Origin of the sequence: Bernardetia sp. Wsw4-3y2 (assembly GCF_037126295.1) — a bacterium.
Classification (GTDB): Bacteria; Bacteroidota; Bacteroidia; order Cytophagales; family Bernardetiaceae; genus Bernardetia.
The window spans coordinates 381,220-408,129 of sequence record NZ_CP147018.1 but is presented as its reverse complement, the minus strand read 5'-3'; the positions used below and the strand labels follow the sequence as shown (position 1 = coordinate 408,129).

Sequence of the window (26,910 nt, the reverse complement as noted above, 5' to 3'; positions counted from 1 at the left end):
TGAATAAGGATACAAAAGACAAATATAGTATATTTTGATAAAAAGTCTGTAAAAAATTCAAGTTTACAAATTTTCTCTCTTAAATAAAGATTGAGAAACAGGTATGAAAACTATTTTACCTTAACTTTGTAATTGAATAGCAATACATACTAGAATCAAATAAAAACTTCAAATTAAATAGAAAAGATAAAAATGGCAAAAGGTGACGGAAACCGAAAACGCAAAGAAGAAGCAGAAAAACTGACCATAAAAGACCAAGCAAAGGCACTCAATTACTTACCTCGCTTTTTCAAACTCATTTGGAAGACAAGTCCACGTTTTGCCTTCACAACCCTAATTCTTAGAGTTTTCAAGGCAATTATTCCACTTGTTACACTCTATGTTGGCAAATTGATTGTTGATGAAATTGTACGACTCATTAATTCTGATACTGCTTTTGAGCTTATTTCTGAAAATACAAAATACCTTTGGATTTTGGTTGGAATAGAATTAGGGCTTACTATTTTTTCTGAGATATTGAGTAGAATAATTACGCTTACTGATAATCTTTTAGGTGATTTGGTAGCAAACTACACTTCTGTTCAGCTTATTAGACATGCTTCAAAACTAGATTTAGAGCAGTTTGAAGATGCGACCTTCTACGATAAACTAGAACGAGCAAGGCAGCAGACTTCGGGACGTGTAATTCTGATGTCACAAGTTTTATCTCAAGGACAAGATATTATTACACTTGTTTCATTAGCTATTGGCTTAGTAGCTTTCAATGGCTGGCTTATTTTGATTCTAATTTTGGCTTTAGTTCCTGCTTTTTTGGGAGAAACACATTTCAACGAACGTGCTTACTCATTATCTTTAAGCTGGACTCCTGAGCGAAGAGAATTAGATTATCTGCGTTATATTGGGGCAAGTGATTTTTCTGCCAAAGAACTCAAAGTGTTTGGCTTATCTGATTTTTTGGCAAATCGTTTCAAATTTCTTTCAGATAATTATTACACTGAAAACAAATCATTAACTCAAAAAAGAGCTTTTTGGGGAAGTTTGTTTTCACTTATTGGTACAGCTTCTTATTACGTAGCTTATGTTCTCATCATTATCGAAACAATTACAAAAGTTATTTCTTTAGGAGATTTGACTTTCTTGGCTGGCTCATTTGAAAGACTTCGTTTTATGTTGCAACAAATAATGGGACGTTTTTCTAGTATTGCTCAAAGTGCACTTTATCTCAAAGATTTATTTGAATTTTTAGAATTAGAACCTTTAATTCCTGTTACAGAAACACAAAGACAAGTTCCAAATCCTATCAAAGAAGGATTTGTATTTGAAAATGTGGGTTTTAAATATCAAAATCAAGAACGTTATGCCATCAAAAATCTTTCTTTTACGCTTCACAAAGGCGAAAAATTAGCGTTGGTAGGAGAAAATGGTGCAGGAAAAACAACACTTGTAAAACTTTTAGCACGACTTTACGACCCAACAGAAGGAAGAATCTTGTTAGATGGACACGATTTGAGAGAATATAATCCCACACAATTACGAAATTTGATAGGTGTCATTTTTCAAGATTTTGTCAAATTTGAATTAAGTGCCTCTGAAAATATTGCTGTTGGAAATATTGAAGAACGAGAAAACAAAACATTAATTACTGAAGCTGCCACAAAAAGTCTAGCAAATGATGTAGTAGAAAAGCTACCTGAAAAGTATGAGCAAATGTTAGGTAGAAAGTTTAATGGTGGTGTCTCGCTTTCAGGTGGAGAGTGGCAAAAAGTAGCTTTAGGACGTGCTTATATGCGAGATGCACAACTCTATATTTTGGATGAACCAACAGCAGCATTAGATGCCCGAGCAGAACACGAAGTTTTTGAGCGTTTTGCAGAACTGATTGAAGGAAAAACAGCAGTTCTGATTTCACATCGTTTTTCTACAGTAAGAATGGCTGACAGAATTTTGGTCTTACAAAATGGAGGACTTTTAGAAATTGGTTCACATACCGAACTTTTAGAAAAAGATGGGAAATATGCTGAACTATTTAATTTGCAAGCAGAGGGCTATAAATAGAAATTTCCTCAAAACATTTCTCAAAAAAAAGTATTTATCCATTTTGATAAGTAACTTTGTGCTTTTGATTTATGGATTTTCGCTTACTTCGCCGTTGTTGGTGTTTTAGCAAAGCGACACCAACAACACTTAACTTTCTATTCATGAATTTTTCTGTAACAGACAACGATTTTTTTAAGGAAACTTCTCTTCTATCAAAAGAAGAAAAAAAAGGAACAATCACTCATAAAAGTCCTTCAAATATTGCTCTTATAAAATATTGGGGCAAACATGGCGTACAACTTCCCAACAATCCTTCCTTAAGTTTTACACTTACCAATGCTTTTACAGAAACAAGATTAGAATTTGCAACCAAAAAAGAAGGGGAATCAAAATCAGAAATTTCTTTAGAGTTCTGGTTTGAAAACGAAAAAAATGGAAAATTTGAACAAAAAATACGTAAGTTTTTAGAAAGTCTTTTGCCTACTCAACCCTTTTTAGGTTTTGTTCATCTCAAAATTTACTCTCAAAATTCGTTTCCTCATTCGGCAGGAATTGCCTCATCAGCTTCTAGTATGGCAGCTTTAGCCTTGTGTTTGTGTGATTTGGAAAAAAACCTCTTAAATACACTTCAAAACGAAGAAGAGTTTTATCAAAAAGCCTCTTATTTGGCTCGTTTGGGTTCTGGAAGTGCTGCTCGTTCGGTTTATTCAAACATTCCTATTACTACGTGGGGACAAACAGAAACCATAAAAAACACATCTGATTTGTTTGCTAGTCCGTATTCTCTACCAATTCATGCTATTTTTCAAAATTATCAAGATACAATTCTAATTGTTTCAGCAGAAGAAAAAAGTGTTTCTAGTCGTGCAGGTCATGCACTTATGGAAGACAATCCTTTTGCACAAACTCGCTATAACTTAGCACATTCAAATCTAAAAAAACTCATTCTTGCTTTAGAAAAAGGCGATACAGAAACATTTATTGAAGTTGTAGAAAATGAGGCTTTTGTACTTCATGCTCTCATGATGTGTAGTTCTCCTCCTTTTATTTTGATGGAAACAGGAACACTAACGATTATCAAAAAAATTCAGAAATACCGTCAAGAAAAAAATATTCCTATCTGTTTTACGCTTGATGCAGGTGCAAATGTACACGTTTTGTATCCTAAAAAGTTTGAAAAAGAATGTTTGACTTTTATTGAAAATGAATTAAAACCTTTTTGTTTTGAAGGAAAATACCTTATTGATCAGTTACCAGTAATCAGTAAATAGTTACCAGTTAATTTCAAATATAGTTTTGTTTTTATTTATCTCATCTTACAAAATCATAAAAAAATTATACACGAATAATAGAATTGTATTTAATTCTAAATTCTGAAATCCAAATTCTAAATTTATAGTGAAATCTCCTTTTTTTAACTCAAAAATACTCCTTTTTGGCGAGTACGGCATCATTCACGAAGCGATGGGACTTGCTCTTCCTTACGATTTATTTCAAGGAAGATTAATATTTAAAAATGTTACTCAAGTTTCTTCTAAGATTATACAATCTAATAATGAACTTCGAACTTTTGCTGATTATCTCAAAGAACTCGTGAAAGAAGACGATTTTCCGATTGCCTTTGATTTTACGTCCTTAGATTTTGATTTAGAACAAGGTCTTTTCTTTGAATCTACCATTCCACAAGGTTTTGGTGTGGGCAGTTCAGGCTCTTTGACGGCTGCGATGTATCAGCGTTATGCACGCAAAAAATTACCAATTGCAAATGGAGTTCCGACGACAGAAGAAATTAGTAATTTAAAAAAGGTTTTTGCTAAAATGGAAAGTCATTTTCACGGTTCTAGTTCGGGTTTTGATCCGTTGATTTGTTATTTGAATATGCCTTTACTCATAAAAAGCAAACAACATATTGAAGTAACTCAAATTCCAGATTTTGAAGCTAGTAAAGATAAAAATGATACAATTAAAGGAGCAGTTTTTTTATTAAATACAGGCAGACCACGCAGAACTGAGCCTTTAGTAAATCTTTTTTTAGAAAAATGTAAAAACAAAGCCTTTGCAGATGCGTGTCAGAATCAATTTATTCCCTTGAATAACGCTTGTATAGAAACTTTTTTAGCCAATGATTTGGAAGGTATGTTTAAAAATTTGAGTGATTTATCTCATTTTCAATACAAAAATTTCCAACCTATGATTCCATCTTTGTACCGTCCACTTTGGAAACATGGTTTACAAACTAATGATTATTACTTAAAACTCTGTGGTGCAGGGGGTGGAGGCTTTATTTTAGGTTTTGCAAAAGATTTTGATAAAGTAAAACATCATTTTTCGCAGTATCAAGTTAGGGTGGTTTATGAGATTTGAGAGTAATTATTTTGCATAATTTCATTACAGAAAAAAACAAAAAACTACTAAATAGTTTAAATTTCAACTTTATCAGCTTTTAATCATTTACAAAAGGCTGGAAAAAGTTTGTTCAAACATTCATTTATAGAGGAAATTAAAAAGTAAGCCTATCATAATCACTATCAAAACACTTTATTTAATTGGATAATTTTAAGTATCTTTAACCAAAAAATAGCCTTAAACTATTTAATTATTAGGATAACAATTTAAAATTAAAAAAATGACAAAAGTGGCATACGGAACATTTCCTGTTCTAAAAGCAATAGAATTTAGCTCAAATGAGGAAACAAATCAACCCCTATTACCTAGCAGTTGGACATGCACAGCAATTTTACACCCTTATGCTCCCCCAACAGATTCAAACCAACTTACAAATCCTTTTTTTCAATTATGTATTGCTTCCATTACATTTATTGAAAATGAGATATTATCTGTTCAAGTAACAGGATTAGAATATGGTACTTGGTGGTACAAAATTACTCCTTTAGAAACTACTCTCTCTACAGACAAAGGAATAACATGGACTTCTCTAAAAGATACAGGATGGACATTACCTACAAGAAACTGGCTAGAGGAAAATGCTACTTATTTCAAAACAAGTTATTTGAATTGGATGGAAGCTCAAGAAGTAGATTGGTGGAAACAACCTGTAAAAAATTCGAATGCAGCAACATGGATATGGTTTGATAATAAAACTAAACTACCCTTTCGAATGATGTTTGGAACACCCCCTCCAACCTCAACAACGGGTGACCCAAAACAACTTGCCTTTTTTCAGAACTTCTCATTTACTTATTTCTCAAAATTTGAAACTATTAATAATCCAGATACTTCTATTTGGAATACCCCTTCTATTCAAGGATTTAATAATGGTAATCCGTTCAATTATAAACTGATAGAGTGGAATCATTCTTTTTCAATGACCACTATAATGACTCCTGTAGACTCTAAAAGTATGCCTTTACCAACTTGTGTTCTCTACCAATGGAAGTCAGACGAAGAATATCAAGAACATAGAGACAGAACACAATGTACGATGATGTCGCAACAATATAATCCAGAGGCAGGATTCGGAACACAAGTTGCCATGCTATATGGTCGTCCTCCAGCAGATATGACCAATCCCCCAGCCTTATCAAGAGATGGTTATATTTTTAATGAAAATGTTTATTTTACAAGAGGTTATCCAGAACCTGTAGTAGTAAATTGTAGAAATATTGGCTTAGGACAACAACCCCCAACTTGGGCAAGTATTCCAGCCGTACAAGGAACAATCCATGCAACAATAATTGATAACCCTGTATTATGTCCAAATGAAACTGTAAATATAATTTCGGCTCTCTTTCCTCCTACACCTCAATATCCACAAGGAAGGTATCTTTGGACATGGTATAGTTTATTACCAAATTCTGATGGAAGCCAAAGCAGACCAATAACCTTTATGGAATCTGCATCCGAAGTTTCTGATGAAGGAACAAGTTTAGCACTTGCAGATTATTTTGAATGGGTCAGAAACCCAGTAGGAACATGGTTTGATAAAGAATATTTTGACCTTCCTACTATGTGTTTACATGTGCCTAAAAGAATCCTTTTCAAGAAATAAACATTCAAATTCTGTTATTGGTGTTTGATTTCAGCCAGCTTTTATCTATCACCAACAATTCTGACATGTACAGATTTTAAACAAAGAATTAATGACTAAAAAAGAATATGATATTATAACAGAAATAGTAGCACCAATTTATTTAGACATATTTTCTTTGTGTTATTGCGATGACATGGACGAAGAAGAAGAGACTGAGTTTTTTAGAACATTTAGTAGATTTGAAAAAATCTATGCAGAAAATAAGAAAAAGGTTAAGCATCAATATAAAGTAAATAAAAACTTCCCTAGATTTTCCTTAAATTTGTCTATACTCATCTTTTACGAAAAAATAGACTATACTTTTACGAATGAAAAAAATACTTATTGCAGGTGCAGCAGGTTTCTTGGGTTCTCATCTTTGCGACCGTTTTATTGCAGAAGGTTATTATGTTATCGGAATGGATAACCTTTTGACAGGAAATATCAAAAATATAGAACACCTTTTTGAGCTTCCTAATTTCAAATTTTATCATCACGACATTACTACTTTTGTACATGTTCCTGATGATTTAGATTATATTTTACATTTTGCTTCTCCAGCTTCTCCAATTGATTATCTCAAAATGCCTATTCAAACTTTAAAGGTTGGTGCATTGGGGACACATAATTTATTAGGACTTGCTAAAGCAAAAAAAGCTAGAATTTTGGTGGCTTCTACTTCAGAAATCTATGGCGACCCAGAAGTACACCCTCAAACAGAAGAATATTGGGGAAATGTAAATTCTGTTGGTCCTCGTGGTGTTTATGATGAAGCAAAACGTTTTTTGGAATCAATCACAATGGCATATCATAATGCACACGCAGTAGAAACTCGTATGATTCGTATTTTTAATACGTATGGTCCTCGTATGCGATTGGATGATGGACGTGTTTTGCCTACTTTTATGCGCCAAGCCATTGAAGGAGAAGATTTAACAATTTTTGGAGATGGTTCTCAAACTCGTTCTTTTTGTTATGTAGATGATTTGGTAGAAGGAATTTATCAACTTCTTTTGAGTGATTATCATTTGCCAATGAATATCGGAAACCCAAGCGAAATTTCTATGTCTGATTTTGCAGAAGAGATTATCAAACTTACAGGAACTTCTCAAAAAGTAGTTTATCAAGACCTTCCAGTAGACGACCCAAAACAGCGTTGTCCAGATATTACAAAAGCTAAAAATATCTTAGGTTGGACTCCAAAAATTGACCGTGCAGAAGGACTTAAAAGAACCTATAAATTCTTTAAAGAAATTTTAGATAAAAAAGCTGCTGATAATTCAGTAAAAGCATAATTTTTACAGAAATGGATTAGAAATTAATCTAACATTTTTAATGCAACATCAGTTTTGATTCTTTCGTCGTCTATATAGTATTCTCTATTAGAGTGCGAAAGAATCATTTTTTTAGCTAGAAAATATATAGACAATTATTATATGAAAAAATTATTTTTTAATTCTCAATTCTCAACTCTTAATTCTGTATTATTTATAGGCTTACTTTGTCTGACAGGTTGTTTTGCAGAACCAGATTACCCTAATACTCCTCAAATTACTTTTGTAAACCTAGAGAACTTACAGAGTAAAGCGAGAGCAAATACAGATTCTGTCATAATTACTTTGTTTTTTCAAGATGGTGATGGCGATTTAGGGCTAAGTTCGTCAGATACTTTACCTCCATTTTCTGAAAGAAATCCAGATGGAAGTGTTAATCTTTTTAGACATAATTTTTTTGCTGATGTAGAGCGTTTGAATGAAAATGGAGAATTCGAACCTGTAACTTTTGCCTCTCAAAATTTTAATCTAAACTCTCGTTTTCCCGTTCTGAATACATTAGATAAAGAAACAGCTTTGGAAGGCGACCTTAGATATTCTATTAATGTTATTTATACCAGTTTTTCGCCTGTTGAGAAAGGAGATGTTTTAAGATACAGAATAAGTATTGCTGATAGAAACCTTAATGTTAGCAATGTTATTGTAACTGATCCAATGACACTAGGAGTATATGATGAATAAAGACAAAATAAATTTAAGTTTTAGAGTATAAATTTTAGAACTAAATACCTTATATTTGAGTTCTAAGTTTATTACAATTTCAATTCATTCAGAATGCTAATTTCTAATTTTATAGTATTACTTCTGAATTCATACTTCTAACTTCTAATTTTATTTTAATTTGGTAGAAAAAATAATACCTTTAAAAGATATTTCTTTAGTCGATTTTTTGGGTGTAGAAAACAGAAATATCAAAGAAATATCACTCTCTTTTCCCAATAGTAAGATAGTGGCTCGTGGAAACGAACTTCGCATACAAGGTAATCGCCCCGAACTTTTGCATATTAACGAAATTATAAACCTTCTCTTGGAGCATTATAATCGTTATGGTTCTGTTTCTGTTGAAGATGTAAGAAGTTATATTGAGCAAGATGCTGATATGATTTCACAAGCACGCCAAAAAGATGAAAACTTAGTTTATGGTATACAGGGAACACCAATTAGAGCAAAAACACCCAATCAAAGAGAGCTTGTAGAAGCTGCATCACATAATGATGTCGTTTTTGCACTTGGTCCAGCAGGAACAGGAAAAACCTATATTGCTGTGGCTTTGGCTGTTCGGGCTTTAAAAAACAAACAGGTCAAGAAAATAATTATTACTCGTCCTGCCGTTGAAGCTGGTGAAAGTCTAGGCTTTTTACCTGGGGATATGAAGGAAAAAATTGACCCTTACTTGCGTCCTATTTATGATGCTTTGGCTGATATGATTGCGCCTGAAAAGCTCAAATTTTATCAGGATACAAATGTTATTGAAATTGCTCCAATTGCTTATATGCGTGGTCGTACACTTTCAAATGCCTTTGTACTTCTAGATGAAGCACAAAATACGACAACAATGCAGCTCAAAATGTTTCTTACTCGTTTGGGATTAGATTCAAAGATGATAATTACAGGGGATATGACACAGGTAGATTTACCTAGAAATGTTACTTCTGGACTTGCACAGACTGTCAAAATTCTTAGAGATATTGATGGAGTTGCAGTAGTGGAGCTTTCAGGAAAAGATGTGGTGCGTCATAAACTTGTGCGTCATATTATTAGTGCTTACGAATCTTTGGAAGACCAAATAGCACAAAAATCGGAAGAACGAAGAGAAGCAATTATCAAAGAAAGTAGAGAGAGCAGAGCCAAAAAACAAGAGGGAAGAGAAAATGCTTTTGATAAATTAAAACGTCAGGATAACTCAGAAGAAGAGTAATTTTGTTATTCTACATTAAATATCAAAGAGCTTTATTTTCAATAATAAGGCTCTTTTTTTATTTGTCATCCAAATCAAATCTATTCATAAAATTCATCATCAATCGTTTTATCAAACTCAAAAACCCCATTTTTATTTTTACTAATTTCACTCATTCTAAAAATTGCCATTCTTGGAATATAGCCATAAATATGAGGAAACAGTAATCCATCAGGTGCATACTCATCTTTTATCAGCGAATGAACACGCTCAGGCGCAATATGCAAAACCAAAACCGATTCTTCCTCTGAAAAATATTTATTGGCAGAACGTGCTACCTGTTCAGCATACGAACAATGAATAAACTCTCCTGGAGGACGAATCTGTGTATCTTGATAATGGTCTAAATCCCAATCTGAGAGTTTTACTAAATGATAAAAACGCTTTGGAAGTGGATTTGTAAATATATTCTTAGGTTCTTGCCAGCGTTCCCAATCGTATGCTTGAATGTTAGGAAAATGTTTTTTGTAATCATACATAGAAGGCAAATCATAGCTATATCCATGGTAATAATAGCTTTTTTGATGTTCTTTAGCATATTCTATTTCCATCAACATCGTATAAGTTCCTAAGCTATTGCTATAATAATCTGGGTCGTACATTCCATAAACCGACGAAATAGCTTCCTCTCCAATATCAAAGAAACTACAAGCAATTAATTTTCCTCTTCCTTTGTCAGTTGGACTTGTTTTTCCTTCCTTTTCTGTATCATAAACATTTATCTGATAGGTCGGATTAGGAATTTTGTCTGGTTGGCGAGACAGAAAAACATAAATATCTTGTGGAATAGTATGTGAGAATTTCTGTTTGTGTTTATTAAAAAGAACATGATGCTCTGTCGTAAGTGCAATTGGTTCAATGACAGTTCTGAAATGCTTATTTTTGGATAGAATTTTCTTGAAACGTTTGCTATGCTTATATCCTTCTAACTCCACACGCAAAGGAACAACCATACAAAGCACATCATCATACAATGCCCAACTGTATCTATAAAAATGCGTTCCAAAATGTCGCCATCCTTGTTTCCACAGTATATCTAACTGTTCTGGACGAACACGCATCAAGTGTTTACTTTCGTTAATATAATTAGGAGGTATTGCCATTTTATTCAATTACGAATTATGTTTTTAATTATACTGTTATTCAACTCTAATTTTTGAAATCGGACTTCTAAATTTATTTGTTGATGAATAAAATTTATTCTTTTTCAACAGCTAATTGCACTTTTATTCCTAATTCGTGTCCGATATCCATAACTTGAATAATTTTTTGAATTGGAGTAGTATTTTCAGCGTGTAGAACAACTTCTTTATCACCTGTATTTGGAAGAATAGATTTGAGTTCATCCTTCATTTGTTCGATAGCTACTTCTTGTTTATTGACATAAAATTTTCCTTCTTCTGAAATAGTAATTGTAAGTTTTGGCATTACTGCACCACCTGAATTACTTGTCGGAACATTTACTTCTACTGCTGAAGGCGTTACAAAATTAGAAGTCAGCATAAAAAAAATCAATAACAGAAATACAATGTCTGTCATAGAAGACATATTAAAGCTAGGATCAAATTTAAGTTGAGATTTTGGCATGACATTCTTTCGTTTAGGATTGTTTTTGGGTTTTTAAAATCGTTAATCGTAAAGAAATTAGCTTCTCTGTTGCAACATCAATATAAAATCATGAATGAGTGTATTCATCCTACCCGTTACTTTATGAATTTTTGCTATTAAATAATTATACATAATATAGGCAAAAAGACCTACTACAAGTCCACCCATTGTAGTTCCCATTGCTTGATAGATTCCTTCTGCCAAAACTTTTGCACTTGTGGCACCATCTTGATTAGCAAGCTCTGAAAAGGCCTGAATCATTCCGACAACTGTACCCAAAAAGCCAACCATTGGCGCAGCACCTGCCACCAAGGAAATATAACCTACTTTTCTTTCTAGTTTGGTAAGTTCTCGTTGAGCTACTTCATCTATACGTTCTTTGAGTTGGTCTGATTTTACATAAGTCATTATTTCAAGACTTTCTCTCAAAATAATAGAATAAGACGAAGAAGATTTACGTAATGCTTCTTGTGCACTATCCATTCCTCTACTAATAAGCAGTTGTTTAATACGGTCTAACAAATCTTTTGGATTCTCTCTAGTGAGCTTAAAAAATGTCCATACTCTTTCTAAGAAAAAGTAGAATAATAAAATAGAAAGAGCAATAAGGGTATAACTAACAATTCCACCTGTCATAAACACTTCTAAGTAATTTACGCTTGCAGGAGGAGGAGTTTCTATAGTAGCTTGAAGTAGAATAAGGGGAATATTCACAGTTGAAATTAATTAATGGATAGGAAGATAACTTTTTAAATACTTATAGAGTGCTTTTTATAGAACCATTTGATTAAAATAGAAGTAGTCAGAATTGAAATAATACTTTCAATTCTGACTTTATAATTTAGATTTTAATAATTAAGAACCCACATATCAGGATATGTATTTCCTAATGTATTTCTTTGATTATAGGCTTCTCGCTGCGAAGCTTGATCGCCTACAGTTACACGATACATACCACGTTTTGGATACATTACAATTTTAGAATCAGATACTCCACTTCCTTGCAAATCTTTGCGAAGTCGGCGAGCATTTTCTATTTCAGCAAAACTACCAATTACAATATAGAAACGATTTTTAGGGTCATTAATTATATCTTCTGGTTGAGTTTCCGAATTTCCTGTATATTCAGTTGCTGGGTCTTTACCATTATTGGCTGTATTATCAGTTGCATTATTGGTATTATCAGCGACATTATCACTTGAACCATCTGTGTTATTGGTGTTGTCTGTTGCGTCTGTCGAAGTAGTATTGTCTGCTGTCTCAGCTGAATTATCAACTTCTGTTACAGGATCAGTATTAGTATCATTTGTAACAATTGTAGTAGCAGGTTTTTGTCCCAAAAGAGCTTTTACACTTGCCATTGCACCCGAATCAGTATAGATATAAAGTAAGAAAGCAAAGGCAAACAAAATTGGAATAGCTATAAGCCATATAACCAAAGACGAGCTTTTTTCTTCCTCTTCTTCTTCTTCCTCATCATCTTCTACATTAATAACAGGAGGAACAGTTTCTTTCTTGACAGGAGGATTTTCTACATGCGAAGTAGATTTTATAAAATCTTCTTTTTCCTTTTTCAGACGAGCTTCTTCTTCTACAGGGTCTTTAGCAAACCTATCTCCCAAAGTAGCATAAAGAGCTGCATCTTTTGTTATATCAGAATCTTCATTAATTTTTTCTTTTTGAGCATCTCTATCAAAAACAGGCGGATTGGTAGCTGCAACATCTTTATTTTCTGTGCTTTCTTCTTTACCCTCTCGCTTGTTAAGTGGTTTTCTTTCAAGCGATGGCAATCCAAAAGCATCATCCAAAAGATTTTCATCATCTTGCTCAAATTCTAATGAACCATCAGGCTTTTTCTTTATTGTTCCTAGATGATTTATGGTCGAACTACCTGAATTCCGAAGTTCATCTTCTATTCTGGTAGTCATTTTTTCTAATTCTGATTGAAAATCAAAAATACTGATTCCTTCAGCTTCAGTTACACGTTTACGCAAAAGTTCATTTTTATCACTTTTTAGTTTTTCATAAAAATGAATTTTTTTGCTAGGTGGTGCAACTCGAATACCAGAAATTTCAGAGCCTGCATAACCTGCTACGAAAGTACCGAGTTTTGGAACAACGACTTCATCGTTCTCGTTTAATAATTGTTTGATATATTTTTCGAGCATGCTGCCTATAATTTTATTTGAAATTGCTTAAAAAAACAAGTTGAAAAAATGAGTATTTATTTGATAAAATAGTTTTAATATTCTTTTGATAAAAGGCTTTGAAAAACTATTTAACTCAAAATTTACGGATTTATATGAAAAGGTAAAAACAAATAACCAAAAAAAATAACTTTTGTCTATAAAATTTACAGATTTAGCGATTTTTTTCGTGAGTTTGTAGCAAGAAAGGATATTTTTTCTCTATTTTATTATTCCTTCCACCAAAAATTCTTGTTTTTCATTCAAAATGACATCTTCTGAACCTTTAATAGAGTAACTTTCTAAAATACCTTCTTTTGCTTTGATAGTAAGTATTCTATCGTTTTCATAAATATTATTTTTATCTTTTTGAATAATTAAAATTTCTTTTACATTTTTAAAAGAAATTTCTCCTTCTTCATTATGATTATCATTAAATGTAATCTGCATTTCTTTAACTATTAAGTTTTCTTCATCTGTTTTGAATATCCATTTTTGAAGACTTTTCTCCATTTTATATCTATCACGAAGTTGTGGAGTATTTATATCAGAGGAGTAAAAAAAAGCAAATTCGTCTTTCCAATCTATTTTTTTGAGTGTTTGTTCAGTTTTTTGTCCTTGAAGAATTGTTTTTTTAGTAATTGTAATTCCTTTTTCTTCTAATTTTTCTAAGGAAGTAATTTGATTGTCTAAAAATCCTTTCAAATCAAAAAATTGTGTGTCAGCAGTTCCTTTTACATCAGGAGGAATACACGAAGAAATACTAAAGACAAAAAATATAATGCTAAAAAATACTGTTAAATAATGAGAAAATTGTTTCATAGCTTAACTTATTTGGGAGAAAATCGTTTTTGAAAGTAAATTTAACAAATCAATAAGAAACTACTAACGATTTTGAAGGAAAGTAGTTTTGGTAATTGTATTATTATATTTTTTACGATTTTTTAGAATCCAAATTATTTGAAGAATGCTCAAGATTTTGTAAATTATTGAACGATTTAGAAAAAATATAAAATAAATCTATGGAAAATAATAAAATTCAACATCTACTTTATAAATAACAAGTTTACTAAATCATTCTTTTTATCTAAAAAACACTCTATAATTATGGCAATGCTTATTATATTTACAATATTCGGACTTTTTTGGCTTGGCACTACGCTGGCTTCTATTACTTATATGGTTTTCAAAAACAGTAAGAGTCTGACTCAAAAACTAGAAGACCATCCTCCTTTTTGGCTACAAGATTATTATGCTTTTCTGAATCGGTATCACAAACCTTTACTAATTGGAAGTATTGTTATGGGAATTGGTCTGACAGTTTGGGGAATCAACTCACAAGAAGAAAAAACATTTGGTTGTCAAATGATTGACCCAAATTATACAGAAACACGAATTATAATTAAAAGACGAGGTTGCAATAAAAATAGAAGAAAAGAAAATACTTATATTGAACGCTCTGCAACTCCCTATGGTGGAACAGAAAACTTATATCGTTATCTTAGTACAAATCAAAATAATCCAACACATGAAACAGGAACTATTTATGTTCAGTTTTTTGTACAAGAAGACGGTTCTTTAGCTGATATTTCGGTACTTTCAAGTGTTAGTCCTACTTTGGATAATGAAGCAATCCGTTTGATAGAAGAATATACAGAAGGCTGGAAACCAGCTTTATATCATGGAAGAGCCGTTGAGCAGCGTGTTGTTATTCCTGTTCAGTTTTAAAAAAAAACATTATTAACTTCTTTCGTTGGCTCGTTTTTGGAAATTTTTGGATATCGGTAGGTGCAGCTCTTATGGGGTTAAGTACCTACCTTTTGCTTTTCGAAACAGCTGGCATTGCTTTCGAATCTGCTCCTCTTTGGATTCTCTTTTTTGGAACACTAGTTACTTATAATTTATGTGTGTTTTATACTAAGGGAACGGCTTCTGAAAAGTTTGAGTTTATTTATAAGAAAAGAAATATCCTAAAGATTATTTTCTTTTTAAGTTTGATTTTACTTATTCCTGCTCCTTTTTTTCTAACACTCAATCAGTTTTGGTTTTTGGTTCATTTGGCTATAATTTCAATTTTTTATACTGTTCCTATTCATATTGAACTGCCATCAGAAAAAATTATAGACGAAGAAATAAATGGTAAAAATGACAACAAGACAGAAGATTCTACTCCAAAAAACTACTTATCGATTCCTGCTTGGAGAAATATTCCTTATCTAAAAATATTCTTAATTGCTTATGTGTGGGCGAGTGCTACTGTTATTTTTCCAATGTTACACGAAGACTTGATTATCCAAACTCCTCAAACAATAGCCTTATTTTTCGAACGATTACTTTTTACTTTGGCAATAACGATTCCTTTCGATATTAGAGATAAAGAAGGAGATAAAAAAGTGGGTTTGAATACTTTAGTTAGCTTATTGAGTCCTCAAAGGAGCAAAATTTTAGCTCTTTTTTTACTTATTGTCTGTGCTATTTTAATTTGTAGTTTCCATATAAACTATTTTCTTCATTTTGGAATAGTTTATATTCTTACTGCTTTTCTAATTCTTTTTAGTTCGAATAAACGTTCAGAATGGTATTTTACAGGCTTTATAGATGGACTTTTTGTAATAGAATTTTTGATTTTATTTTTTATATAAAACCCTCACTTGCATAAACATAAAACAAATGAGGAAAATCCAAAATTAAATTTGCTCAATATGTTGTTTCGATAAAAATCCAAGCCCTAAGAGTAATAATCCAATAGAAGTTCCTTTCAACATTCCATCTACTATATCAGGTATATGAGTATAATGTTGAGAAATAAAGCTAAAACTCATAAGTAAAACACCAAAAACAATGAGTAGTATATAATTTTTATTTGAACGTTTCATACTATAAGGGGATTTATCTGTAAAACATTAAAATCTATCTTTAATTAGTCATACGTTCAAACGTAAAAAAAGTTTCAAACCATTCTTTATATTATTCAATTATTTCTATTTATTTTTTATAAATAATATATTAGGCTTCTGAATTAGGAAATCGCCACGCTACAAACCTAGTTTTTTTATTTCCTTGTTCCATGTTTATAGTTTTGTATTTTGCTTTTGCTTTATCTAATTGCTTGTAAATAGCTTTCAAATTTCCATTTTTTGAAACTAATGTAGTAAACCAATTTACTTGTTTTTTAAATTCTACACTCTGTTTTATCATTCGTTTTATAAAAAGTGCTTCACCTCCATTACACCAAAGTTCGTTTGATTGTCCTCCAAAATTGAGTTTAATAGTCCTCTGAGCAGACTCAGTAGTATCTTTTAAGTTTTTAATTTTGCGTAAAGCTGCCGAATTAGCATCTTTTTCTGATGCATGAAAAGGAGGATTACAGATTGTAAAATCAAAATATTCACTCTCTTTAATTATCCCTTTAAAAATATTTGCATTCGATTCTTGGTGACGAATTTCTATATTTTCTTTTAGCTTTTTCGAAGTTTCTACATTTTTTATAGCTGATTGGATGGCTGTTTTATCAATATCTACACCTACCATTTTCCAATTAAATAACTGACTCGCCAAGATTGGATAAATACAGTTTGCACCAACGCCAATATCAAGTCCTTTTATAGCTTTTTTACTTCCTTCTGCTTGTAGTAAATCATTTAAATAATACAAATAATCAGCTCTGCTAGGGATGGGTGGACACAAATAACCTTCTGGAATATTCCAATTTTTTACGTTGTGATGATGTGATAAAAGTGATTTATTCAATTCTAAAACTGCCTTTTGATTCGCAAAATCAATTGTTTCTATTTTGTGCTGATTTATAAACACGAACTCTTTTAAAATTGGATTACTTTTTATAAGTTCTTTAAAATTATAAAATGAATTATGGATATTTTTTGGATGCAAAGTATTTTTTTTGTTTAAATGATGTTTTTACGCAAATTTATAGAACAATTATAGAACAAGTACAAAAAAGAACGTTATTTTTGAGTAACTTATCTATATATATCTATCTTTAACTACTTTCTAATCTAAAAAAGCATTTTTTGTCAATTCTCTATGTTAATTTATGTATCAAACTATTGAAATTTATAAAGAAGTAGTCATTCAGATTGCTACACCAAAAGGCTCTGGAACAGGTTTTTACCTTAGAAATCATAATATTATTGTTACCAACTACCACGTTGTAGAAGGTTGTTCAGAGGTTTCTATTAGTGGAAAAAATGTTCCTAAACAGCTTGCAGATGTTTGTTTTACAGATACTCGTCTGGATTTAGCTTTTTTGATTGCCCCTAACTTGGATATGCCTACTATTGAGTATTCACAAGAGAGTCTTAGAGATGGCGAACAAATTGTAGCTATCGGACATCCTTATGGTCTTAAATATACAACTACTCAAGGCATAATTTCAAAGGCAAAACGCTTACACAATGGCATAAATTATATTCAAGTAGATGCAGCCATCAACCCTGGAAATAGTGGAGGCCCTTTAGTAGATAGTTTGGGTAAAGTAATTGGTGTAAACACATTTATTCATAGAGAAGGAACTGATTTAGGTTTTGCACTGCCTTCCAACTATTTAGAGGAAACTTTAAACGATTTTGAGAATTTTGGTAGAGAAAAAGCTGTTCGTTGTGGTTCTTGTACAAATGTTATTTTGCTTCCTAAAATTCAAAATTCCTACTGTCCTTCTTGTGGCTCAAAACTTATTGATTTTACAAAAGAACTTTTTACGCCTGTTGGAATTGCTCATTTGATAGAAGAATTAATTACAAAACTGGGCAAAAATGCGATTTTGGCTCGTGCTGGTGCAAATCGTTGGGAAATGGTAGAGGGAAGTGCCACAATTCATCTTTCTTACAACCCCGAAAGTGGATATATTTTTGGCGATGCTTTTTTGTGTAACCTTCCAAAAGATAATATTGGCGACACCTATTCTTTTCTATTAGAGCAAAATCATTCTTTAAAAGGTCTTCGTTTTAGTGTAAACGGACAAGATATAATTCTTTCTTTTTCAATTTTTGGACAATACCTTAAACTACAAACTGCTGTAGATTTGGTAAAAAACCTCTTAGAAAAAGCTGATTATTTTGATAATGTTTTAGTAAATGAATATGGTGCAACTTGGAGAAGACAAGAAGAGTGGTAGAGAGATTTTATAATACCTCGTTGACGGCAAAGTCTCAACGACGGTCAGATTACTCTATTTTTTAACCGTCGTTAAGAAAAAGTAAATTACTATAAATTAATTACTCTAATATGTCTTAGTCATAGAAAGAGGCATAACAATCGCAAAATCAGCTACTCCACTTTTTTCTAAAGAATCTACATCTTTTTGATCAGTTGATGTAATGGTCATTATTTTCAAACTTGGATTGTATTTTTTGAGATAATAAACAATACTTTCGTAGTTATCAGAATGATAAGAACCATTAAAATGTAGAAAAACAGAATTTGTATTTTCTACATTTTTAGCTTCTCTTTTATAATATTCATTAATACGATATGCCATTGTTGCATCTTTTACGGCTTGTGCATAGGCAAAATTTGCAACACTTTCGTTTACTTTTCCATCATCAGTCGAATGAACTCCCATCATTTTGAGCATATTTGCGTAAGCAGGTAATTTCAAATCCACTTCAACAGGCAAAGGCATTATAAAATGTTTTGCATCTTCTGAAAGAGAATCCAAACTAGCCAAACCCTTCTTAGAAACCAAAGATGCATACCGACGTGGAATATTTGTAGCCACAAAAACAAGATTATTTTCTTTTGCAAATTCTATCAAAGGCTTATAATCTGTTTTATAATTATTCCATAATCTAGCTTCAGCTTCAAAGTTTTTTTCTGTGATAATGTCATTTAGATATTCATCTAAAATAGTTTGATTATCAGCTTCAAACATTTCTGCGCCTAAAAGTAAATTATTTTTAGATTTCTTTTTATTTTTTGATTCACTTTGACTTTCAGATATATTTTTATATAAATCTTTTGTTAATTCAATTTGTAGCCAGTGAACAATAGGATTATTATGGCTTTCTCCAAAAAGAACAATATCAACTTCTTGTGCTTTTTCTAAAATAGCTTTATAAGAAGATTTTTTTCCTTCCTTATCAAAAATTTGATAGGCTGGTTTATCAGTTTGGAAAGCCATAAAAAATAATACTACTAAAAATAAAAAAGCGTATTTTTTCATGTAACTCTGAATATTCATTTGTTTAGAAAAAGCCTCCTACACGAATCTGTAAAGGACTAGCATATAAAGAATTAAATTCATCATAAAAAGGATTATATAATGCTGAAATAGTAAAAGCCGAGCGACTACCTATCGGAATAGCCAAGCCACCACCAATTAAAAAAGAAGGAAAAGATTTTGTTCTTTCTGAAATTATTAATGTATTTGGGTCTTGATAAGCCTGTTTTGCAAATAGTGTTTCATATTCTGCATGAGCAAACAAATTGCCTGCACCCAAAAAGTCTTCTGCAATCATATAACGAGAAAACACACTTCCTCCATAAATACTCTGCGTATAAGTAGGTATAAAACGTTTGTCACTCCAATATTGATATGTTCCTCCAACACCTACTGAAAATCTTGGTGTCAATCTATACCCTATCATTGGAGCTATATTTATATTGGTAATTGTTCCAAAACTAGCTCCTAAGTTTCCACCAAAGTAAAAACGATCGATAAGCTTCATTTTTTCCTCATCATCGTCATCATCTTTACTTTCTTCTTTTTTCTCTTCCTTTTTTTCTTCTTTTGGTTTTTCTACTTCTACGCCTTCTACTTGTGCAAAAGAAACGGTACAGAAAAATGATAATGCAATAGCTAAGATTATTTTTTTCATTTTTTTTATAGGTTTTAGATATTCAAACCTATAAGGTTTTGAAAGCCTTATAGGTTTCTTTTTTTAATAAGCTCTTGTTTTCTTTCCTTCCATAAAGTTAATAAAGGCTTGATTAGCTACTCTATTTCCTCCTTGTGTAGGATAATTTCCTGTAAAATACCAATCTCCAGAATGGTTTGGACAGGCTTTATGTAAATTTTCTACTGTTTGATAAACTACTTTTACTTCTGCTTTGATATTCTTTGAAATAATTTCGGCTACCTTATCCGAAACTTGTTCGTACTCAAACATATCATATAATTCTTTGACATGATTAACTACTTTTTCTAAAGGTAATTTCTTTGATTTCAAACATTTTTCATAAACATCGTCAAGCATATATTTTAAGTGATGTTGTTCCAAGAGAGCCAATAATGCACGAAAAACAACAAATTCGTGTTGCCTAGACATATCAATTCCATAACAGTCAGGAAAACGAATTTGAGGAGCAGAAGAAACAATAACAATTTTCTTGGGTTCTAATTTATCCAACATTGTCAAGATACTTTTTTCTAATGTTGTTCCTCTAACAATCGAATCATCGATGACAACAAGTGTATCGATTCCTTTTCTGACAATCTCATAAGTGGTATCATAAACATGTGCTACCATATCATCTCGTTGAGCATCTCCAGTAATGAAAGTTCGCATTTTAGAATCTTTAATTACCAGTTTTTCAACTCTAGGACGGAAGGACATAATTTTCACTAACTCTTGCTGTGACAAAGATTCATCAGTATTTAATGTTTTTTCTCGCTGTGCTATCAAATGTTTTTCTACTCCTTTTACCAAACCCAAAAACGCCGTTTCGGCAGTATTAGGAATATAAGAAAAAATAGAATTTTCTAAATCGTAATCAATTGCTTCCAAAACTTGATGATGCAACTGACGACCTAACATTTTTCGTTCGTTATAAATCTCTGGATCTGTTCCTCTTGAAAAATAAATTCTTTCAAAACTACACGACTTTTTCGGTAGTGGTTCTTGAAACTTGATTATTTCATAATTTGCTTCTTTGTCTACAACCAATGCATGACCTCCTTCAAGCTCTTGTATTTCCGAATACTCACAATTAAAAGCTGTTTTGATTGCAGGTTTTTCAGAAGCAGCTACAATAATCTCATCATTGATGTAATAATAGGCTGGACGAATACTTGCAGGGTCACGAGCCACAAAAGCATCTCCATGACCTGCCATCCCTACCATGACATATCCACCATCAAAATCGTTGCAAGAACGCTCTAATATTTTTTTCCAATCAATATTTTTTTCTACTTTTTCTATGATTTCTTCATTTGTAAGCGTTTGATTTTGCTCATGAGTTTCATAGTTTTGGTTATCATTTTTTCCATTCAGACTTACATCAAAAGCTAATTTTGCTCTTTCTTCTTGCTGATATTGAGCATAATAATGTTGATTTTCTCTATCCAAAAAATGCCCAATTTTTTCTAAGGCTGTTATTGTATCACCTTGTTCTTGTGGAAATTGTCCTAATTGTGCCAAATGATTAAATAATTCTTCGGCATTTGTCATATTAAAATTTCCTGCTAAAAGTAGATTTCGGCTTCTCCAGTTGCTACTTCTCAAAAGAGGATGACAAAAACGAACATCATTTGCGCCATAAGTTGCATAACGCAAATGACCTATAAATAACTCCCCTGCAAAGGGAACATTTTCTTTTACCCATTTAGCATTGTAATATTTTTTACCTTCTTTTTGAGCCTTAGTAAATTTTTTACCTACTTTACTAAAGATATGATTAATGGGTTGTTCTTCTATCGAACGAAGTCTATCAATATACTGATGTCCTTTTTTCATATCAATTTTGATACTCGCTAGTCCTGCACCGTCTTGTCCTCGGTTGTGTTGTTTTTCCATCAATAAAAACATTTTATTGACTGGGTAAGCAGGCGTTCCATATTTTTCTATATAATATCCAAGTGGTTTTCGAAGGCGTAAGAATGCTACTCCACATTCATGTTTGAGAGATTCGCTCATAATAGAAGAAAGAAAAGGTGGGAATGAATTATGTATTCTGAATTCGATTAATAGTTCAATTATTATACAAAGATAGCCATAAAATCACTAAAAGTCTTAAAAAAAACCTTAATGAAAACGCTCAACAACAGCCATGGTTATTCTACTGATACAAGTCAGTTTGCCTTCTTCATTAGTCATTTTGATTTCCCAAACGTGTGTTTTTTTCCCTACATGCAAGGCTGTTGCTGTTCCATATACCCATTTTCCCTTTGGAACAGGTCGGATATGATTTGCATTTATTTCTAATCCCATACAAGCATATTTTTCTGTATCAACGCTCATATTGGCAGCAATACTTCCCAAGGTTTCGGCAAGAACAACAGAACCTCCACCATGCAACACTCCCATAATTTGTATATGACGCTCATCAATAGGCATTTTTCCACTGATAGAGTTTTCTGTAACATCTGTAATTTCAATGCCTAAAAAACTAACCATTGTATTTTTTTGTCCTTCGTTGATTTGTTCTACTGGTTTTATTTTGATACTCATTTTATGATTTGGTTTTGATTTAAAAATAATAATTCACTTTGCTTTAAAATTCAAATTTATTGAAATAGTTTAGAATAATTTGAAGTAATTTTGATTTATAAATTTTAACCTATTAAAAATGACAAGAAACCGAAAAATTTATTTCTTATCAATTGTAGTTACTATTACAATTGGCTTGGTTTCCAGAACTGAATTTATTTCTAGTTTTATAACTGACTATTTTGGAGATTATCTTTATGCTGTTTTATTTTTCTTGATTTTTGGATTTCTATTTATAAAAGCTCAATCTTACAAAATTTTTATACTTACTCTTTTGTTTTGTTGTGGCATCGAATTTCTACAACTCTATCAAGCAGATTGGATTAATTTTATTAGAAGTTATAAAGCGAGTAGATTGATTTTAGGAAATAATTTTCAATGGAATGATATAATCAGTTATACATTTGGAGCAATGACAGGTTACATTTTGGAAATACAGTTTTATTCTAAAAATCATAAATAATCAAAACAGAACCTTGCAAAATCTTTACTTGTCATTCAAATTGCTACTTATATATACATGAATTTTTATTTAAAAATCATTTCTTTTATATTTTTACTCTCTTAATTTTATCTTATGAATATTTTTTCATTTAGTTCTAAATTTATCTTTTTACTTTGTATATTTGGCTTTTCTGCTCAGTCCACCTTTGCACAGCAAGGAACAACATTCGATGTTCAACTCTACGATCCTTTAGAAATAGTATATTCGTACCAACTTGACCTTGCAAAAGTAAAAGATGACAAAGTTCCTGTCGAACTTTTAATTACAAACTTAGATAAGTTCCGACCTGCTGTCGAACCTACAGACCCTCCAAAAGAAGATTCTATTTCTTTTTTTATGCCCAAAATTGTTCCTGGGACATATCATATTTATGATTTTGGACGATTTTTGAGTGATTTTAAAGTATTTGATAAAGAAGGCAATGAAATCAGTTTTACTCACCCTAATGAAAACGAATGGCGTTTTCCTGCTAAAAATATCTATAAAATTACGTATTTAGTAGATGATACTTTTGACTCACAAGAAAAAAACAAAGTATTCGAACCAGGGGGAACAGATATTGAAGATGAGGTTTTTGTAATCAATACACACGGCTTTTTTGGTTATTTGGAAGGATTAAAACGCAACTCATTTTTGATAGATGTTATCAAACCTGAAAAATTTTATGGCTCTACACCTTTAGTATCTATCAACTCTACAAAGAAAAATGACCTTTATTTAGTTTCAGATTATCATCTTTTGGCAGATTCTCCGATGTTATATTCTGTTCCTGATACAGTTACTTTTGAGGTAGGAGGAGCTGAAATTTTGGTTTCTGTTTTTCACGAAAAGGGAACAGTAAAGGCAAAAGAAGTAGCTAAAGAAGTTCAGAAATCATTAGAAGCACAAAAAAATTATTTAGGTGGAACATTGCCTATCAAAAAATATGCGTTCTTAATTTATATTTTTGATGGTTTTAGTAATTCGGGTTCGTATGGAGCATTAGAACATTCTTATTCTTCTCTTTATTTCTTGCCTAATATGCCAGCTTCTCGTCTTGCAAACACAGTTGTAGAAATTGCAGCTCACGAATTTTTTCATATTCTGACTCCTCTTTCTATTCACTCAGAACAAATTCATTATTTTGATTTTATCAATCCTGAAATGTCAAAACATTTATGGCTTTACGAAGGAGTTACTGAATATTTTGCAAACCATGTTTTGTTACAACAAGGACTTATTCCTTTAGAAGAATTTTTGGGTAAGATGCGTGAGAAAGTAAGTGAAGCGAATAATCGATATTCTGATATTCCTTTTACAGAAATGAGTTTGGGCTGCTTAGATGAATATGCTGATGAATATGGAAATGTCTATGAAAAAGGTGCTTTAATTGGCTGGATGTTAGATGTTCGATTGAGAGAATTATCTGATGGAAAATACGGCTTGATGAACTTAATGCAAGATTTGTCAAAAAAATATGGAACAGACAAACCTTTTGAAGATGACAAACTTTTTGATGTAATTGCTGAGATTACTTATCCTGAAATTCGCACTTTTTTTGCTGATTATGTAGAGGGAAGCAAAGAATTACCTTACACTAAATATCTAAAAACTATTGGAATCAATACGACTGGTGAAGGAACAGAAGAAGTATTTAACTTTGGAAATATTGGTTTAGTTGTCGATCCACAAACCAAAGAAGTGAGTGTTCTTAGTTTAGAAGGAGCAAATGATTTTGGGAAAATGTTTGAAGAAGGAGATGTTATTTTAGAAGTAAACAGCCAAAAAGTAGATGCTACTAATTTCTTAACTTTGATTTCAGAAGCAAGTTACAAAGAAGACGAAGTAATGAAGATTTTGGTAAACAGAAAGAAAGGCAAGAAAAATAAAATGAAAAAATGTCTTTTAAAATCTAAACCTGTATTTGTAGAACAAGAGCAAGATTTTGGTTTTGAAGAAGCTCAAGACAAAAACGAAAAACAAATCCAACTCTTGAAGGCTTGGGAAAAATGGGAATTATAAATCTCAACTATTTTAAATAAAAAATAAAAAAGAGGCTGTCCGAAAAGTACGGATAGCCTTTTTTTTATGGTTAATTTTTTTTATTTTCGAGGTATATATACTTTTATACTAACGTTATATAGCCTATGGCAAAAGTAGTTTTCAAAAACCAAAGTGGTAAGCAGCCCGAACTTTTTCCTGTCAATATATTTGACAAAATTCCAGCTCACCATCCTGTTCGTTTAGTTGAAAAGGTGGTTGATTCATTGGATATTAGCGATTTGATTTCTCAATACAAAGGTGGAGGTTGTTCAGCTTATCATCCAAGAATGCTCGTTAAAGTGCTATTCTATTCTTATTTATCCAATATTTATTCTTGTCGTAAAATAGCTAAAGCTCTTGGGGAGAATATTCATTTTATGTATTTATCAGGCAATTCTACACCAGATTTTAGAACAATTAATGACTTTAGAGGTAAAATTTTGAAGGCACACATTCATCGTTTATTTGGAGAAGTTGTTAAAATGTTGGTTGAAATGGGTTATGTAAGTCTTGATGTTCAATATATTGATGGAACAAAAATAGAGGCTTGTTCTAATCGTTATACTTTTGTTTGGCGTGGTAGTATTGAAAAAAATAAAGAAAAGTTAGAAACTAAAGTAAATAAAATTTTATCTGATATTGAAAGTAGTATTCAATCAGATAATCAAGAAGAAAATAAAGAAGAAGTATCTACTCCATTAGATTCAGAATTATTAAAAGAAAAACTCGCTCAAATCAATAAAAAACTAAAAGAACCGAGTAAACAACAGGCAAGAGAACTAAAAAAAATGCAAGATGAATATCTTCCTAGATTAAGTAAATATGAAGAGTCTCTGAAAATTTTAGGTTGTAGAAACTCGTATAGTAAAACAGATACGGATGCTACTTTTATGCGGATGAAAGAAGATCACATGAAAAATGGACAACTCAAACCTACTTATAATGCTCAAGTGTCCACAGAAAATCAATTTATTACCCACGTTTCTATTCATCAAACGGCAGGAGATACCACCACTTTATCCTCTCATTTAGAAGGATTTGAAAATCAGTACAATAAACAAAGTAAAGAAGTAGTAGCTGATGCAGGTTATGGAAGTGAAGAAAATTATGAATTACTTGAAAAAAAAGAAATTACTGCCTACGTTAAGTACAATTATTTCCATAAAGAGCAAAAAAGGAAAATGAAAAATAATCCTTTTTTAGTTCAGAATTTATTTTACAACAAAGAATTAGATTTTTATGTCTGTCCGATGGGGCAAAGAATGAAGAAAATAAGAGATGGAAAACGTACTTCAAGTAATGGATACGAATCGCAAGTATCTTATTATCAAGCAAAAAGGTGTCAAGATTGTCCTCTTCGCAATTTATGTCATAAAGCTGAAGGCAATAGAATAATACAAGTGAATCATCGTTTAAACCAACTAAAAGAGAAAGCTAGAAATTTACTAACTAGTGAGAAAGGATTAGAGCAGCGCAGTAAACGCCCTATAGAAGTAGAAGCTGTTTTTGGGCATCTCAAATATAATAATAAGTTTAATCGATTTACTTTTAAGGGATTAGTAAAAGTAGAAATGGAGTTTCTATTGATGGCTCTTGGACATAATTTTAGAAAAATGGTGGCAAAAACTGCCGATAAGCTAAAAAATACTTTCAATTCTAAAAAATCATCTTTTTGCACCTTTTTTTATACTCAAAAAAATCACCAAAAGACAAAATTTGTTTGCATCATCAAAAAAATCAACCAAAAAGAAGAATTACAAAAAATAGCTGCATAAAAAGAGGCTG

At 31.6% G+C, this 26,910-nt stretch carries 24 protein-coding genes; 13 read left to right on the top strand and 11 right to left on the bottom strand.

Features of this window, described 5'->3' with window-relative positions; genetic code table 11:
* Positions 1–192: 192 nt before the first annotated feature.
* The 7 genes from V9L05_RS23160 to V9L05_RS23130 all read left to right on the top strand — a co-directional run bounded on the left by V9L05_RS23160 (position 193) and on the right by V9L05_RS23130 (position 9,319).
* Positions 193–2,055: an ABC transporter ATP-binding protein gene (locus V9L05_RS23160; protein WP_338791045.1), complete on the top strand. Its 1,863-nt coding sequence runs from the start codon at positions 193–195 to the stop codon at positions 2,053–2,055.
* Positions 2,056–2,198: 143 nt separating this feature from the next.
* Positions 2,199–3,308: a diphosphomevalonate decarboxylase gene (locus tag V9L05_RS23155; RefSeq protein ID WP_338815491.1), complete on the top strand. Its 1,110-nt coding sequence runs from the start codon at positions 2,199–2,201 to the stop codon at positions 3,306–3,308.
* A 127-nt stretch (positions 3,309–3,435) separates the two neighbouring features.
* The gene (locus V9L05_RS23150; protein WP_338815490.1) at positions 3,436–4,401 is read left to right on the top strand and encodes a mevalonate kinase; all 966 of its coding nucleotides are present in this window, start codon (positions 3,436–3,438) and stop codon (positions 4,399–4,401) included.
* A gap of 262 nt (positions 4,402–4,663) precedes the next feature.
* On the top strand, positions 4,664–6,046 hold the full coding sequence (locus V9L05_RS23145; protein ID WP_338815489.1) for a hypothetical protein: 1,383 nt from the start codon (positions 4,664–4,666) through the stop codon (positions 6,044–6,046).
* Positions 6,047–6,396: 350 nt separating this feature from the next.
* A complete protein-coding gene (locus V9L05_RS23140; RefSeq protein WP_338791041.1) occupies positions 6,397–7,362 on the top strand; it encodes a UDP-glucuronic acid decarboxylase family protein in 966 nt (321 codons plus the stop codon).
* A gap of 141 nt (positions 7,363–7,503) precedes the next feature.
* A complete protein-coding gene (locus V9L05_RS23135) occupies positions 7,504–8,082 on the top strand; it encodes a hypothetical protein (RefSeq protein ID WP_338791040.1) in 579 nt (192 codons plus the stop codon).
* Between the two features lie 160 nt (positions 8,083–8,242).
* Positions 8,243–9,319 carry a PhoH family protein gene (locus V9L05_RS23130; RefSeq protein ID WP_338791039.1) on the top strand — a complete coding sequence of 359 codons (1,077 nt, stop codon included), beginning with the start codon at positions 8,243–8,245 and terminating at the stop codon, positions 9,317–9,319.
* 80 nt (positions 9,320–9,399) lie between these two features.
* Here the strand turns inward: V9L05_RS23130 and V9L05_RS23125 are convergent, their stop codons facing one another.
* From V9L05_RS23125 to V9L05_RS23105, 5 genes are all read right to left on the bottom strand, one after another.
* Positions 9,400–10,461: a DUF952 domain-containing protein gene (locus tag V9L05_RS23125; protein ID WP_338791038.1), complete on the bottom strand. Its 1,062-nt coding sequence runs from the start codon at positions 10,459–10,461 to the stop codon at positions 9,400–9,402.
* A 94-nt stretch (positions 10,462–10,555) separates the two neighbouring features.
* Positions 10,556–10,945 carry a biopolymer transporter ExbD gene (locus V9L05_RS23120; RefSeq protein ID WP_338791037.1) on the bottom strand — a complete coding sequence of 130 codons (390 nt, stop codon included), beginning with the start codon at positions 10,943–10,945 and terminating at the stop codon, positions 10,556–10,558.
* Between the two features lie 57 nt (positions 10,946–11,002).
* Complete coding sequence (locus V9L05_RS23115) at positions 11,003–11,680, bottom strand: MotA/TolQ/ExbB proton channel family protein (protein ID WP_338791036.1); 678 nt, start codon at positions 11,678–11,680, stop codon at positions 11,003–11,005.
* A gap of 134 nt (positions 11,681–11,814) precedes the next feature.
* Positions 11,815–13,134: an SPOR domain-containing protein gene (locus V9L05_RS23110; protein ID WP_338815488.1), complete on the bottom strand. Its 1,320-nt coding sequence runs from the start codon at positions 13,132–13,134 to the stop codon at positions 11,815–11,817.
* Positions 13,135–13,374: 240 nt separating this feature from the next.
* Complete coding sequence (locus tag V9L05_RS23105; protein ID WP_338815487.1) at positions 13,375–13,974, bottom strand: hypothetical protein; 600 nt, start codon at positions 13,972–13,974, stop codon at positions 13,375–13,377.
* 285 nt (positions 13,975–14,259) lie between these two features.
* Here V9L05_RS23105 and V9L05_RS23100 point away from each other — a divergent pair, with 285 nt between their 5' ends.
* Both V9L05_RS23100 and V9L05_RS23095 read left to right on the top strand, forming a co-directional pair.
* The gene (locus V9L05_RS23100) at positions 14,260–14,880 is read left to right on the top strand and encodes an energy transducer TonB (protein ID WP_338815486.1); all 621 of its coding nucleotides are present in this window, start codon (positions 14,260–14,262) and stop codon (positions 14,878–14,880) included.
* Positions 14,881–14,972: 92 nt separating this feature from the next.
* On the top strand, positions 14,973–15,794 hold the full coding sequence (locus V9L05_RS23095; protein ID WP_338815485.1) for a UbiA family prenyltransferase: 822 nt from the start codon (positions 14,973–14,975) through the stop codon (positions 15,792–15,794).
* Positions 15,795–15,839: 45 nt separating this feature from the next.
* Here the strand turns inward: V9L05_RS23095 and V9L05_RS23090 are convergent, their stop codons facing one another.
* Together V9L05_RS23090 and rlmF are read right to left on the bottom strand one after the other, a co-directional pair.
* Positions 15,840–16,028 (bottom strand): hypothetical protein, encoded by a 189-nt coding sequence (locus tag V9L05_RS23090; protein WP_338791031.1) that lies wholly within the window; start codon positions 16,026–16,028, stop codon positions 15,840–15,842.
* A gap of 130 nt (positions 16,029–16,158) precedes the next feature.
* Positions 16,159–17,043: a 23S rRNA (adenine(1618)-N(6))-methyltransferase RlmF gene (gene rlmF, locus V9L05_RS23085; RefSeq protein ID WP_338815484.1), complete on the bottom strand. Its 885-nt coding sequence runs from the start codon at positions 17,041–17,043 to the stop codon at positions 16,159–16,161.
* 163 nt (positions 17,044–17,206) lie between these two features.
* Between rlmF and V9L05_RS23080 the strand changes: the two genes are divergently transcribed.
* Positions 17,207–18,286 carry a trypsin-like peptidase domain-containing protein gene (locus V9L05_RS23080; RefSeq protein ID WP_338791029.1) on the top strand — a complete coding sequence of 360 codons (1,080 nt, stop codon included), beginning with the start codon at positions 17,207–17,209 and terminating at the stop codon, positions 18,284–18,286.
* A 105-nt stretch (positions 18,287–18,391) separates the two neighbouring features.
* On the opposite strand, the gene V9L05_RS23075 is transcribed toward V9L05_RS23080, so the two are convergent.
* The 4 genes from V9L05_RS23075 to V9L05_RS23060 all read right to left on the bottom strand — a co-directional run bounded on the left by V9L05_RS23075 (position 18,392) and on the right by V9L05_RS23060 (position 22,559).
* Positions 18,392–19,291: a ChaN family lipoprotein gene (locus V9L05_RS23075; protein WP_338815483.1), complete on the bottom strand. Its 900-nt coding sequence runs from the start codon at positions 19,289–19,291 to the stop codon at positions 18,392–18,394.
* Positions 19,292–19,355: 64 nt separating this feature from the next.
* On the bottom strand, positions 19,356–19,988 hold the full coding sequence (locus V9L05_RS23070; protein ID WP_338815482.1) for a hypothetical protein: 633 nt from the start codon (positions 19,986–19,988) through the stop codon (positions 19,356–19,358).
* A 63-nt stretch (positions 19,989–20,051) separates the two neighbouring features.
* Positions 20,052–22,025 carry an amidophosphoribosyltransferase gene (locus tag V9L05_RS23065; RefSeq protein ID WP_338815481.1) on the bottom strand — a complete coding sequence of 658 codons (1,974 nt, stop codon included), beginning with the start codon at positions 22,023–22,025 and terminating at the stop codon, positions 20,052–20,054.
* Positions 22,026–22,133: 108 nt separating this feature from the next.
* Complete coding sequence (locus V9L05_RS23060) at positions 22,134–22,559, bottom strand: hotdog fold thioesterase (RefSeq protein WP_338815480.1); 426 nt, start codon at positions 22,557–22,559, stop codon at positions 22,134–22,136.
* 118 nt (positions 22,560–22,677) lie between these two features.
* Here V9L05_RS23060 and V9L05_RS23055 point away from each other — a divergent pair, with 118 nt between their 5' ends.
* From V9L05_RS23055 to V9L05_RS23045, 3 genes are all read left to right on the top strand, one after another.
* Positions 22,678–23,061: a DUF2809 domain-containing protein gene (locus V9L05_RS23055; protein ID WP_338815479.1), complete on the top strand. Its 384-nt coding sequence runs from the start codon at positions 22,678–22,680 to the stop codon at positions 23,059–23,061.
* 114 nt (positions 23,062–23,175) lie between these two features.
* The gene (locus tag V9L05_RS23050) at positions 23,176–25,104 is read left to right on the top strand and encodes a peptidase M61 (protein ID WP_338815478.1); all 1,929 of its coding nucleotides are present in this window, start codon (positions 23,176–23,178) and stop codon (positions 25,102–25,104) included.
* A gap of 125 nt (positions 25,105–25,229) precedes the next feature.
* The gene (locus tag V9L05_RS23045; protein WP_338812234.1) at positions 25,230–26,900 is read left to right on the top strand and encodes an IS1182 family transposase; all 1,671 of its coding nucleotides are present in this window, start codon (positions 25,230–25,232) and stop codon (positions 26,898–26,900) included.
* Positions 26,901–26,910: the final 10 nt, after the last annotated feature.

Bases quoted from the DNA above. Each gene is read 5' to 3' on its own strand.
- V9L05_RS23045 (WP_338812234.1), top strand. From the start codon at position 25,230: ATGGCAAAAGTAGTTTTCAAAAACCAAAGTGGTAAGCAGCCCGAACTT.
- V9L05_RS23075 (WP_338815483.1), bottom strand. From the start codon at position 19,291: ATGGCTTTCCAAACTGATAAACCAGCCTATCAAATTTTTGATAAGGAA.
- V9L05_RS23125 (WP_338791038.1), bottom strand. From the start codon at position 10,461: ATGGCAATACCTCCTAATTATATTAACGAAAGTAAACACTTGATGCGT.
- V9L05_RS23140 (WP_338791041.1), top strand. From the start codon at position 6,397: ATGAAAAAAATACTTATTGCAGGTGCAGCAGGTTTCTTGGGTTCTCAT.
- V9L05_RS23055 (WP_338815479.1), top strand. From the start codon at position 22,678: ATGACAAGAAACCGAAAAATTTATTTCTTATCAATTGTAGTTACTATT.
- V9L05_RS23105 (WP_338815487.1), bottom strand. From the start codon at position 13,974: ATGAAACAATTTTCTCATTATTTAACAGTATTTTTTAGCATTATATTT.
- V9L05_RS23080 (WP_338791029.1), top strand. From the start codon at position 17,207: ATGTATCAAACTATTGAAATTTATAAAGAAGTAGTCATTCAGATTGCT.
- V9L05_RS23110 (WP_338815488.1), bottom strand. From the start codon at position 13,134: ATGCTCGAAAAATATATCAAACAATTATTAAACGAGAACGATGAAGTC.
- V9L05_RS23155 (WP_338815491.1), top strand. From the start codon at position 2,199: ATGAATTTTTCTGTAACAGACAACGATTTTTTTAAGGAAACTTCTCTT.
- V9L05_RS23065 (WP_338815481.1), bottom strand. From the start codon at position 22,025: ATGAGCGAATCTCTCAAACATGAATGTGGAGTAGCATTCTTACGCCTT.
- V9L05_RS23160 (WP_338791045.1), top strand. From the start codon at position 193: ATGGCAAAAGGTGACGGAAACCGAAAACGCAAAGAAGAAGCAGAAAAA.
- V9L05_RS23090 (WP_338791031.1), bottom strand. From the start codon at position 16,028: ATGAAACGTTCAAATAAAAATTATATACTACTCATTGTTTTTGGTGTT.
- V9L05_RS23070 (WP_338815482.1), bottom strand. From the start codon at position 19,988: ATGAAAAAAATAATCTTAGCTATTGCATTATCATTTTTCTGTACCGTT.
- V9L05_RS23060 (WP_338815480.1), bottom strand. From the start codon at position 22,559: ATGAGTATCAAAATAAAACCAGTAGAACAAATCAACGAAGGACAAAAA.
- V9L05_RS23120 (WP_338791037.1), bottom strand. From the start codon at position 10,945: ATGCCAAAATCTCAACTTAAATTTGATCCTAGCTTTAATATGTCTTCT.
- V9L05_RS23050 (WP_338815478.1), top strand. From the start codon at position 23,176: ATGAATATTTTTTCATTTAGTTCTAAATTTATCTTTTTACTTTGTATA.
- V9L05_RS23145 (WP_338815489.1), top strand. From the start codon at position 4,664: ATGACAAAAGTGGCATACGGAACATTTCCTGTTCTAAAAGCAATAGAA.
- V9L05_RS23100 (WP_338815486.1), top strand. From the start codon at position 14,260: ATGGCAATGCTTATTATATTTACAATATTCGGACTTTTTTGGCTTGGC.
- V9L05_RS23135 (WP_338791040.1), top strand. From the start codon at position 7,504: ATGAAAAAATTATTTTTTAATTCTCAATTCTCAACTCTTAATTCTGTA.